Annotated in this window: 9 protein-coding genes; 4 read left to right on the top strand and 5 right to left on the bottom strand. The window is 47.7% G+C overall.

What is annotated here, in order from left to right; all coding sequences use genetic code 11:
* Nucleotides 1-720 precede the first annotated feature (720 nt).
* From NSU01_RS10090 to NSU01_RS10080, 3 genes are all read left to right on the top strand, one after another.
* Complete coding sequence (locus NSU01_RS10090; protein ID WP_052421752.1) at nt 721-1,701, top strand: ABC transporter permease subunit; 981 nt, start codon at nt 721-723, stop codon at nt 1,699-1,701.
* Nucleotides 1,702-1,713: 12 nt separating this feature from the next.
* A complete protein-coding gene (locus tag NSU01_RS10085) occupies nt 1,714-2,598 on the top strand; it encodes a carbohydrate ABC transporter permease (RefSeq protein WP_076242685.1) in 885 nt (294 codons plus the stop codon).
* 141 nt (nt 2,599-2,739) lie between these two features.
* Nucleotides 2,740-4,284 carry an ABC transporter substrate-binding protein gene (locus NSU01_RS10080; protein WP_076242684.1) on the top strand — a complete coding sequence of 515 codons (1,545 nt, stop codon included), beginning with the start codon at nt 2,740-2,742 and terminating at the stop codon, nt 4,282-4,284.
* Nucleotides 4,285-4,409: 125 nt separating this feature from the next.
* Here NSU01_RS10080 and NSU01_RS10075 read toward each other — a convergent pair whose 3' ends face one another.
* The gene (locus tag NSU01_RS10075; RefSeq protein ID WP_076242683.1) at nt 4,410-5,210 is read right to left on the bottom strand and encodes an AraC family transcriptional regulator; all 801 of its coding nucleotides are present in this window, start codon (nt 5,208-5,210) and stop codon (nt 4,410-4,412) included.
* Between the two features lie 138 nt (nt 5,211-5,348).
* Between NSU01_RS10075 and NSU01_RS10070 the strand changes: the two genes are divergently transcribed.
* Complete coding sequence (locus tag NSU01_RS10070) at nt 5,349-7,598, top strand: FAD-dependent oxidoreductase (RefSeq protein WP_042135203.1); 2,250 nt, start codon at nt 5,349-5,351, stop codon at nt 7,596-7,598.
* A 101-nt stretch (nt 7,599-7,699) separates the two neighbouring features.
* Here the strand turns inward: NSU01_RS10070 and NSU01_RS10065 are convergent, their stop codons facing one another.
* The 4 genes from NSU01_RS10065 to NSU01_RS10050 form a co-directional block, all read right to left on the bottom strand.
* Nucleotides 7,700-8,815, bottom strand: coding sequence for a glycoside hydrolase family 88 protein (locus tag NSU01_RS10065; protein ID WP_076242682.1), 1,116 nt, complete (start codon nt 8,813-8,815; stop codon nt 7,700-7,702).
* Between the two features lie 36 nt (nt 8,816-8,851).
* Nucleotides 8,852-10,636 carry a glycoside hydrolase family 2 gene (locus NSU01_RS10060; RefSeq protein ID WP_076242850.1) on the bottom strand — a complete coding sequence of 595 codons (1,785 nt, stop codon included), beginning with the start codon at nt 10,634-10,636 and terminating at the stop codon, nt 8,852-8,854.
* 70 nt (nt 10,637-10,706) lie between these two features.
* On the bottom strand, nt 10,707-11,588 hold the full coding sequence (locus NSU01_RS10055) for a carbohydrate ABC transporter permease (protein ID WP_076242681.1): 882 nt from the start codon (nt 11,586-11,588) through the stop codon (nt 10,707-10,709).
* A gap of 1 nt (nt 11,589) precedes the next feature.
* Nucleotides 11,590-12,468 (bottom strand): sugar ABC transporter permease, encoded by an 879-nt coding sequence (locus NSU01_RS10050; RefSeq protein ID WP_042135197.1) that lies wholly within the window; start codon nt 12,466-12,468, stop codon nt 11,590-11,592.
* Between the last annotated feature and the right edge of the window lie 56 nt (nt 12,469-12,524).

Raw genomic sequence — 12,524 nt, 5'->3', positions numbered from 1 at the left:
ACAGCTTCGCCTCTAATATAACGTCAGAAATAAATTAATGAAAACCACATTGGCAAATTGCCTAGTGAGGGTTTGTGGTTTGCGGTTTGCGGTTTGCGGTTTGCGGTTTGCGGTTTGCGGTTTGCGGTTTGCGGTTTGCGGTTTGCGGTTTGCGGTTTGCGGTTTGCGGTTTAAAGTAACCAGCTACCTGTATGCATTAGACTTAACTGCACTTTGTACAACTAAATCGTCTGATTCCCCGCCAAATCTCCGTTTAGTTGTATTTCGTACAATTAAAACTGGCACTTGTTGATAGTTTCTCCCGTTCGGGCTGATTTAGTTGTACAGAATACAGTTATACGATGCAAGCCTACCTTTTCGCTGGTTTTAATTGTACAGAATACAACTATCTCCGAATTTTCAGTTGGAACGCTGAATACATAAATTGCTGCATTGAACGAACTCACCTCTTTAGCTCTGATGTTGTATTTATCTCCATACAAGGCACTTCCCCCCTTTCACATCCCTATTCCCCCGCTTTTATCAGGCATTTAACCATCCCAATTCAGAAAACTTCTGCTTTTTCTGTTTTTTTAAGCCCGCTTATTCCGCATTTTTTAACTTTTTCCCGTTTATTATGATAGCGTTTACATTCTGCGGCGGATTATGATTTGCCTTGTAAAGCGTTCTCCTGAATCACGGGATGAAATGATAACGCTAGCATAAAGGAGTGGACTGTATATGACGCAAGAGGCAACACCCGGCACACCGGGACAGCTTGTCCCGGCTACGCGGACTGTCAGCGCCCGGCGCTTCCGCAAATCCCTGAGGAAGGACAGCTCGCTGTATCTGCTCGCCTTGCCGGGCATCATCATTCTTATTTTATTTGCGTACCTGCCGATGAGCGGACTGATTCTCGTCTTCAAAAACTACAACTTTAACGACGGAATTTTCGGCAGCCCGTGGGCGGGCTTCTCCAACTTCGAGTTTTTCTTCTCCAGTATGGAGGATGCCCTGAGGGCGACCCGCAACACAGTTATGCTGAATGCGCTGTACATGCTGACCGGCACTTTTTTCTCGGTGGCTATCGCCATTATATTGAACGAGCTGCGCAGCAAGTGGTTTATCAAAATCACCCAGAGTGTCATGTTCTTCCCGTATTTCATCTCCTGGATCATTATCGGAGCCATCCTGTTCTCCCTGCTCGACTATGACAAAGGGATTCTCAACCAGCTGCTGCAATCGCTTGGCCTGTCGCAAATGGACTGGTATTCTAGCCCGTGGCTGTTCGTAGTGATCCTGGTGCTGGCGAATATCTGGAAAAGTGCCGGCTACGGCGCGATCATCTACTATGCGGTGTTACAGGGAGTGGACACCTCCTATTATGAAGCAGCCCGGATCGACGGTGCCTCCCGCTGGCAGATTATCACCAAAATCACGATACCCATGCTGATTCCTTCAATCATCCTGATGACACTGCTCGGAATCGGAGGCATGCTGAAGGGCGATCTGAGTATGATCATGGGCGTAACGTTCCTTAATCCGCTGCTGCTGCCCACTACCGATATTATCGACGTCTATGTATACCGCACGGCCATCCGTTCCGGTGAATTCGGCTTCGCATCCGCCATTACGCTCTATCAATCCGTCTTTGGATTCATTCTGGTGCTGGTAGCCAACAAGCTGGCCGGCTGGTATGACAAAGACAGCAAACTATTCTAGGAGACCGATACGATGCAAACTACTGAAAACAAAGGGCTGGTTATTTTCTTCTATGTCTGTATTGCGGTATTCTCGGTCATTTGCCTGGTGCCGTTCGTGCTGGCGGTATCCGGTTCTCTATCTACAGAGTCGAGAATTGCTGTGGAGGGCTATTCCTTCTGGCCCCGGGGGTTCACGTTCGAAACCTATGAATTCCTGTTTGGCTCCAAAGCAGAGCAGATTCTGCGGGCCTACTCCATGTCGCTGGTCGTAACAGTACTCGGCACGCTGACCGCTGTACTGGTGACTACCGCTTATGCCTATGTCATTTCCGTCCGGAATTTCCGGCTGAAGAACTTTTTCGCCTTCTTTGCCTACTTCACGATGCTGTTCAGCGGCGGCACACTGCCGTGGTATCTGCTGAGCACCAAATACTATCACCTTGGCGATACGCTGCTCGGCCTGTTCATTCCCTATGTGCTAAGTGTGTTCCTGATGTTCCTGATGGCCAACTACTTCCGCAGCATCCCGCATGAGATTGTCGAGTCGGCACAGATCGACGGGGCAGGCCATCTGCGGATTTTCTTCAGTATTATGATTCCGCTCGGCCGGGTCGGACTGGTGACGATTTCACTCTTTTATGCGCTCCAGTTCTGGAATGACTTCTATCTGCCGCTGATGCTGGTTAACAATCAGGATCTCTATACGATCCAATACCTGATGTACAACATGATGGCGAACATTCAGTTCCTGGCCTCCGGCAATGCCGCACAGGTGGGAGGCGCTATTATTGCCCCGCCGCTGGAGACTGCGAAGATGGCGATGACCTGTCTGACCGTTCTGCCGATCGCTATTTTGTATCCTTTTCTCCAGGGATTCTTCGTTAAAGGTATTATCGTGGGTTCGGTGAAAGGCTGATCCTCCGGACACATTGACCTAATATTGGTTGCATCAGGTGTGTGCTCCCATGCTCCGACATGTTGTACAATAAGCTTACGGGAGCACCGCCTTGGCAATATAAGCCTCACAGATTAATTCTAATTCAGGAGGGTGTTCATCATGACAAAGAAAAAAGGCTGGTTAAGTTTGCTCCTGGCAACTGTATTCCTGGTAAGCGGCTGTTCGCAGGGCAATAATGAAAGCGCTAACCCTAGTAATACGGACAGCAACAGCAATGGAGGCTCAGCACCGGCAACGGCGGCGGGCAGCGGGACTGAAGGCACGGCTCTGGCGCCGGCCAAGCTGAAGATCGTGCTGTACGGGGACGAGTCGAACCGGATGAAGGAGCTGGCCAAGACGGAGTTCTATGATGTGATCAAAAAAGAAATCAATGCCGAGGTTGAATTTCAGTTCCTGCCCTGGACGGAATACGGCGGCGGCAAAACGGACCTGATGCTGTCGACCGGCGAAGATTTCGCGACCTATACGGATGCCAACTATATGGTGAAATCTGTCGCCAAAGGGCTCTACACGGACCTCACTCCCTATATCTCTGCAGCAGCAGCGGATTTGAGTGCGGCAGTGGACGAGGCTTCCTTCCGGGCCTTCCAGCTAGAGGGGAAACAATATGCGGTACCTGTAGGCAACAAACCGAATTCCGCTGAATTTTACAGTGTGCTGGTCCGGCAGGATCTGCTGGAGGAAGCAGGAATGACACAGGTCTCCTCCCTTGCGGAGCTTGAGCAATTTTATGATAAAGTCCATGCGCTACATCCCGAGCTGATCGGATACGCCAACACGGACGCCCGCAGAATGCTGCAATATGACTTCACCGACAAGAATCTGTATTGGCAAAATGATTTCATCGCCCTCGATGAGTCTGCCAAGGATGATCAGATTATCAGCTGGTTCGAATCCCCAGAATTCAAGACCTATGCCGGTCTGATGCACGGGTGGTACGAGAAAGGGATCATTCCGAAATACGCCGCAACCAATGTGCCTCAGCTGCAGTCTGACTGGAACTCCGGCAAAGCAATGTTCTGGGCAGGAACCGCAGCACGTCCGTTCGAAGGCGCAGCTACCATCTCGCAGGCAGTGCCTGAAGCCAAGCTGGTCAATTATTTCCTGGGCACCGGCCGTCCAAAAATCAGCAGAGGCACCTACAGCACCGCCTTCTTCGTCTCTGCCGCGGCCAAGGACCCTGAGCGTTATGTCATGTTCTTCAACCTGCTGCAAAAAAACCAGGAGCTGTACGACCTGTTCGCCTATGGTATTGAGGGAACCGATTATACGCTGGACGCTAACGGCCGTCTGACCAAAATCAATACCGATTCACTGATTCCCGATTGGCTGCTGATGAACAAAAACTTCATGCGCTTTGACAACACCGTACCGGATGATTTCATTGCCGATTACAAAGCATGGGATGATGGAGCAATTATCTCCAAGGGCGCAGGCTTCAACTTCGACAATACTCCGGTCAAGAATGAAGAAACCAAGCTGAACGGCGTATTCACCGAATACCTGGCCCCGATCGGCAGCGGTTTCAGTGATTATGATTCTGCTTTCCCTAAGGCCCTTGAGCGGTTAAAAGCGGCCGGTATCGACAAATACATCGCCGAATACCAGAAGCAGTTCTCTGAATGGTATGCGAAGCAGCAATAGAATATGGCTCGAGTTGTATAGTTGTGCTCTACTGCTGTCTGATTAGGACAACCTTAATATGAACTACCGGCAGCGCGCCCTCCTTATTCGGAGAGGCGCGTTTGTCGCGTTTGTTTGGTGAATTCTTATAGCCGGTGCAGCTTGCGGTACTTCGAGGGGGTTAAACCAAGCTTCGCACTGAACACGCGGCTCAGGTAGAAGCCATTCTCATAACCGCACTGCTGGGCGATGATTTCAATGGACTGTGTGGAATCTTCAAGCAGCAGGCAGGCTTTTTGGAGCCTGATTCCGGTCACAAATTCTGAAGGTGTCGCCTGATAAGCTGCCCGGAACCGCCGTGTTAACTGCACCGGTGTGATACTAAGCGCGGCCGCCAGCTCCTGCATCGTCATAGGGGTGCAGGCATGCTCAAGCAACCATTGCCTTGCCTTCTGCATATCCTGATCGGAACTCTCCCCTTCGGATTGCTCTTCCTCCGCCGCAAAGCTGCGCTCGATATCAAGGAGTCTCCACAAATCCTCCAGCATATGCTTCATTCGTCCAAAGCCCGGCTCCTCCTGAATGCTTCTTCCGATGTTCCTCATATAACGGTAAGTCGACAGCAGACGCTCCACATCCCTGACCGTCCACCTTCCGCCTAGCGTTGCAGCTGCTTCTTCAAGCCCCGGCTTCTCCTCCCATTCGAACTGGATGAAATGAAAGGTTAAAGTTGTCACCGTTCTCCGGTAAAAGGGCGTACCCGGCGGACATACGATGATATCCCCCCATCCGGCTTCTCCCTCATGATCTCCGAACCGGTAGGCGAATTGCCCTTGTTCCACCGCAAATATCGTCCACACAGGATACGTGTCATACTCCAGCAGGAACTGTTCCTTCTTCTCCCAATACGTATAGGCTACTGGATGAACTGACCAATTATTTCGCATGCACAGCTCTCCCTCCAAGCAATAACGAAATGAAATAAAGTATATATCAAAAGAAATTATATGCATGTTATTTGATATACAGGTGATTTATTATGAAATTACGGATATATTATCATAACTCAGGGGAGAGATTCAACCATGCGGAAAGAAACGGTAAAAACGGATGTAACCGTTGTAGGCGGCGGTCTGGCAGGAGTATGTGCGGCGATTGCAGCGGCACGTCTGGGGCAGACGGTCGCACTGGTCAACAACCGTCCAGTGCTTGGCGGCAACTCCAGCAGTGAGGTGCGGGTATGGGTGTGCGGCGCTACCTCACACGGCATTCACCGGTATGCCCGGGAGACGGGGATAATGGGGGAGCTGTTTGTAGAGAACCAGTACCGCAACAAAGACGGCAATCCATATTTATGGGATATGGTTGTGCTTGAGGCCGTGCAGGCTGAACCGAATATCCAGCTGTTTCTGAACACGGATGTGCATGAAGCCGAGGCCGGTGAGGAAGCGGACGGCGGGCGGCAGATCCGGTCGGTTACCGGATGGATGATGGGATCAGAGCGGAGCATCCGTTTTGAGAGCCCGGTCTATCTGGACTGCACCGGAGACGGGCTGGTCGGCTTCCTGGCTGGTGCAGAATTCCGGATGGGCCGCGAAGCGCGCGATGAATTGGGCGAAGAATGGGCACCGCTGGTTGCAGATGATATCACTCTCGGCAGCACCCTGCTCTTCTATACCAAGGATGCCGGTCATCCGGTCAAATATATAGCTCCGGCTATGGCCATCGATATTACACAAACGTCAATCACCGAGAACCGCATCATCCGCAGCGGCGACAATGGCTGCGCATACTGGTGGATTGAGTTCGGCGGCGAACAGGATACCGTTCATGATAACGAGGCCATCCGCGACGAGCTATGGTCCATCATTTACGGGATTTGGGACTATATTAAGAATTCCGGTAAATTCGATGCCGGGAATATGACGCTGGAATGGGTCGGTTCGCTTCCGGGCAAACGGGAATACCGCCGCTTCGTAGGCGATTATATCTTGAACCAGAACGATATCCTTGCGCAGCGTGAATTCGCGGACCGGATTGGCTTCGGCGGCTGGTCGATCGATCTGCACCCGCCGCAGGGTGTGTATGCTACCGAATCAGGCTCGAAGCATATGTATTCCGACGGCAGCTACCACATTCCGTTCCGTTCACTGTATTCAGTGAATGTGAACAATCTGCTGATGGCCGGCCGCGACATCAGCGCATCGCATGTCGCGTTCGGGACGACACGCGTTATGGCTACCTGCGCGGTCATCGGCGAAGCTGCAGGCACCGGCGCTGCACTTTGCGCGGCCAGGGGAATTACGCCGCGTGAACTGCATGCGAACCACCTGCAAGACCTGCAGCAGACCATGCTGCGCCAGGATGCATCCGTTCTCGGCCTGCGCAATGAAGACGAATCCGACCTGGCGCTCCAGGCAGCCGTCAGTGCCTCCAGCGAACGGAGCCGGTTCGCAGTAGAGCATCCGGCATTCAGTGTCCCTCTTACGACTGACATCGGCATCACCCTTCCGGTTGATCCTCTGCTTGACGGAATTGAGCTGCTGATCGATGCGAGCGAAGCAGCGGAGCTGACCGTCCAGCTATGGGAGACCGGCCGGCCCGAGAATTATGTTCCGTATGCGCACCTGCAATCCGCATCGGCTTCTGTCAACTCCGGGACGCAGCAATGGGTGAAGCTTGACCTGCGCTGGCAGCCGGAGACGCCGCGCAATGCTTTTCTGATCATCAAGGCTAATGCGGCAATCACCCTGCATATGGCAGATCAGCCGACTTCAGGGATGCTCGCTTATGGGCATAGCAACACACCTGTAGTATCCTTGGATTTCCAGAATCAGCCCGCACAGCCTGTAGTGCTGTGGGACAAAAAGAAATTCGATCACACCGCACCATGCATCCGCCTGTCTGCGCCATCACAAGCCTTCGCTGCGGTCAAAGCAACGGACGGATACCTCCGTCCTTACGGCGGTCCGCACCTGTGGTCCTCTGACCAAATGAACTCCGGCCGCCCGGAATGGCTTGAGCTTTCTTGGAGCGCACCTGCCTCCATCCGCCAGGTGCAAGTCACCTTCAATGACGATGTGAATGAGGACCTGATCAATCTGCATCATCACATCACGCCTTACGAAATCCTGCCAACGCTCGTCAAGGATTATCGTATTGAAGCTTACATGGACGGCAACTGGACGGCAGTCGCCGCAGGAAGTGACAATCACAAGCGCAAGCATGTGCACACACTTGCCGAAGCTGTAACAACTGATCGCCTGCGCGTTGTGATCGGGGCGACTAACGGAAGCCAGTATGCGGAGATTATTGAGGTGCGGGTTTACGAGTAACTGGGTAAAGAAGATAAAACAGCCTAATCCTTTGGCGTAAATGCTCAAGGATTAGGCTATTTGTATCCAAGAAAAGATGAATAAATGAGCTTACGCAGGGTTTATTTTAAAGCTTCATACAAGGCAATAAGAGCCAAGGACTGTCCGTATGCCATCGGCATGAGGGTAATGTTCTTGTAATGATCCTTATCCATTCCCATCCCGGTTCCGGCCGACACATTCAGTACGGTTCCATCTCCGCTAATATTTTGACATACCGACTGAATGGCCTTGTCTGCCGCAGCCTGATATGAGGAATCCAGAATACCGGCTTTAATGCCTTTTAGGATACCTGCGGCAATTGCGGCCGACCCGGATACCTCTTCATAGCTGGCCCGGTCCTGCAGGACTGTATGCCAAAGACCGGAAGCTTCCTGAAGTGAAACCAAGGCATTGACCTGAGCTTTATACGTATCCACCAGAAATTTCCGGATGCCCGGGCTAATCGTATCCTGGCAAGTTTCCAGGTAATCGACGATGCCATAGGTGAACCAGGAATTGCCGCGGCACCAGAAGATACTGCCGAAATTATCATTGCGTTCGAAGCTCCAGCCGTGGAAGAACAGGCCGGTATGTTTGTCGAACAAATACTTGATATGGAGCAGAATCTGGTGTTCAGCTTCATGCTGCCACTCCGGCCGGTTAAACTTGCGCCCGGCCTGGTTCAGAAACAGAACCGCCATAAAGAGCGTATCAATCCATAACTGTCCATTGTGCAAGTGAATTCCATCCCGATTGCCAATGGCAGTGACCGTATGCTGAAAGCCTCCTTCTTTAGTTTTGGGCAACTCATGAAGGAGCCAATCCGCATGTTCCCGGCATAGCTGTTCCAGTTGGCTGGAAGGCTCAAGTTGATCCAGGAGCAGAACCAGACCCAGATAAGGAGCTGTTGTATTAATGTTTTTTGAAGGCAGTCCAACCTCCAGATTACGGGAATACCAACTCTGAAAAAATTCCTTATAGCGGTGATCGCCGTAATACTTCTGCAGCTTGTAAAGACCATAAAGACCGACGCCCTGCGGCCAGTCCCATTCTTCAATTCCGAAATCCCGTTGTACAATCCCTAATTTTGTATCGGCCTGAACCACGGTTTTATCCTTTTCATAGTCGCTACCGCCCAGATTCATAAGCTTGTCTACTACCAGTCCAATTTTTTGAAGCAATATTTCATTTGTCATGGATTCATAAACTCCTTATCATTAAATTTATTCCGATTAAATTGTCCGTAGATGCCATTGACTATTAATTTCTTTAATTAACGACATATCGCATTTGGGTGTTCGATCATATGCCAATAGACCGTTAATTTCTTGCTCAACATCTGTTAACTGCGTATAACAATAACCATAAATAATCTTAGAAGCGTATACAGCCTTCATAATTCTTTCATATTCTAGAACAAGATCCTCTGAAGATTGTGCACTGGTATATCCCCAACCATCGTCAGCGCCAGCCTTATAGCTTATACCACCAAATTCAGTTAACAAGATTGGCTCTCCCCGATGCTCATAACCATCTGCATATACACTGCGGGCTGATGGCTTTGAAGCAAGCATCGTTTCCTTCGTGGACAGAATCCGCTTAAATTCTTCATACTTATCGGGCTCATCTGCTCTGCCATGCTGATAATTGTGTACCGCACAAATGTCAGTTCGTGTCATTTCCCATCCATCGTTCGATATCACTAATCGGGTATCATCCAATGAATGAATAAGACTATACATGGCTAAGCTGTGGTACTGCTGCTGCTTATTCGATTTCACCATCGGAATTCCCCAGCTTTCGTTAAGCGGAACCCATGCAACAATAGATGGATGATTGAAATCACGGTCAATAATTTCAATCCATTCTTTGGTTAACCGGGCCACAGCATCACTATTAAAAGAGGCGCTCGCAGCACATTCTCCCCACACAAGGAACCCTATTCGATCTGCCCAATATAAAAACCGCGGATCCTCTACCTTTTGATGCTTACGGCAACCGTTGAACCCTAATTCTTTAGCTAATTCAATATCTTTCTTCAGGTGTTCATCCGTTGGCGCAGTAAGTAATCCTTCCTGCCAATAACCTTGGTCGAGTACAAGCTTTTGATAATAAGGTTTGTTATTCAGATAGACCATACCATTCTCTGTATGAACTTTCCGCATGCCGAAATACGATTGTATACAATCCACCTCAACCCCATGATCGTACAGCTTCATTTCAACATCAAACAAATTAGGAGTTTCCGGAGTCCATGTCCAGCCGGCATGATGAAAGTTTGTCCGGAATGTTTTCAAACCAAATAGCTCTACTGTTCTACGTGTTATTGGCTGCAACAATCGTACTTGATCCTGAATAACAGGTACTCCCCGAAAAGAAATACGAATATCCAAATCTAATTCCTCTGATCCATATCCCTCAGATTTAACTTCTATTCCAATGCTCCCTTGATCTAAATCGGGCTCAAACTTCACCTGATGAATATAAACAGGGTTTACCGCCTCCAGCCACACGGTCTGCCAAATCCCTGTCGTGCGGGTATACCAGATGCTTTCTGGCTTCTCTAACCAGAACTGTTTGCCCCGGGGTATAGTTTCATCCTGTGAAGGATCTTCAACATGAACAGTCACCTGTTCCTCCTGCCCGGTTAATGCATGCGTAATATCAAAAGAAAATGGAGTGTGTCCTCCCTCGTGCATGCCGATATAATGACCATTCACATACACCCAAGCTCTATAATCTACCGCTCCAAAATGTAATACAACACGCTTCTTATACCAACCTGGATCAAGTGTAAAATTACGCTTATACCAGACATAGTCATGAAAAGAGGTATCGTGTATTCCACTTGCAGGGGTTTGAAAAGCAAAAGGAACTTGAATGGTCTGACTAAAATTTTCACTTGGATCAAACCATCGCTGTGCAGCTCCAACATTCCTGTCATCAAATTCAAATTGCCATGCTCCATTTAAGTTAAGCCATGCGTCTCTAACTAACTGTGGACGCGGATATTCCATCCTATGTGACACCTATCTTCATCTCCTATCCATTTATATGTTGTTGCATTGGTCAGTTCTTTATCTGTTATCATCCTTTAATTCCGCCTGCTGTAGAACCGCCAATAAAGTGCTTTTGAGCAGAGAAATATACAATAATCGAAGGTATTAACCCTATAATTGACATAGCAATATTTTTATTCCAGCTAAAATCAACAGATGTCGTATCCATCGCCATTCGAAGCGCAATTGAAACAGGATACTTCTCGACTGAAGAAATATAAATTAAAGGACCCTGAAACTCAGTAAATGTCCACATGAACTGGAATAAAGCTACTGTAATAAGGGTAGGTTTTAGAATAGGGAGCAATACTTTAATTAAAATATTAAAAGAGTTACACCCATCTATTGTTGCTGCCTCGTCCAGCTCCCCGGGAATCGTTCTTAAAAATTGAACCAACATATATACAAAAAATGTATCACAAGCAAATGCAGAACTGGCAATTAGAGGGATATAAGTGTCCAAAAGATCTACATTCTTCCAAAAAATATACATCGGTACTCTAGTAACGATTCCTGGAAGAAAAAGAGTAGCGATCATAACCGGAAACAGCACTTTTTTCATAGGAAAGTTAAATCTTGCAAATCCATATGCAGTCAGAATACAAGAAATCAAGGTTAATAACACTTTTGGAATTACAATCAAAAAAGAGTTTAAAAAGTAGGTTCCAAATGTATACTGGCTAGAAGTCTTCCATCCTTCGATATAAGGTGTGAAATCAAAAGACTTAGGCATAAACCATATTGATTTAAAAATCTCTGTATTGCTCTTAAAAGATGCCCCAAATAACCAGAGAATCGGATAAAGCATAATTAAGGTCCCTATAATCAAAAAGAAATATTTGAAATATAAAGCGATTTTTCTTTTATGGTACTCACTTCTGTTATTTTTGTTTCTCATTGCTTGCTCCATGTTATTTCCCTCCGTCAGCATAAAACACCCATTTACTTGACGTTTTGAACAGGATGGCTGTGAATATCATAATCATAATAAATAACACCCAGGACAAAGCACCGGAATATCCCATGTCAAAGTTTTTAAAAGCACTATCGTATATATACATTGGTAATAGGTAGGTGCTCTTCATTGGACCTCCACCCGTAACTAAGAATGGCCCCTCAAATTCCTGGAAGGCTTGCACAAGCTGCAAGATTAAATTAAAGAATATAATTGGGGTTAGCTGGGGTATTGTCACTGAAAAAAACTGTCTAAACTTTGAAGCTCCATCAATGGAAGCTGCTTCATATAAATCTTGCGGGATTTCCGACAACGCATTCAAAAAAATCACCATCGCAGAACCAAACTGCCAAATACGTAATAAAACAATAGTAAACATTGCTCCACTTGTGCTAGAGAACCACCCGATGCTTTCCAGACCGGTCATATTTAACGCCATATTGATTAACCCATCACTTTTAAATAAGAACTGCCATAATACTGCAATAGCTACATTGGCACCTAAAATAGATGGAATATAATAGGCGGTTCTAAAAAATCCGATTCCCTTTAATTTAGCATTCATAATATAGGCAATAAGCAGTGCAAATGCTAATTTAAATGGCACGGTAAAGAATACAAATTTGATCGTGGCTTTCACCGAGGTCCAGAAGGTGGGGTCACTTGTAAACATCCGTGAATAATTATCCAGTCCAATAAAAGCAGGCTTATCCAGCAGGGAGTAGTCTGTAAAACTGTAATACAGTGACATGATAAATGGGTAGATTACAAAGAAACAAATCCCTATTAACCATGGTGTTAAATAGAATAAGCCTGTATACCTATTTTTATTCATGGCTATTCGCATTCCTCTCGTGACATTCAACGCCCAAAATTGGAATAAACTTATGT

This window comes from Paenibacillus sp. FSL H8-0259 (assembly GCF_037963255.1).
Taxonomy (GTDB): Bacteria; Bacillota; Bacilli; order Paenibacillales; family Paenibacillaceae; genus Paenibacillus_AQ; species Paenibacillus_AQ phytohabitans.
This window is presented reverse-complemented; position numbering and strand designations above follow the sequence as displayed.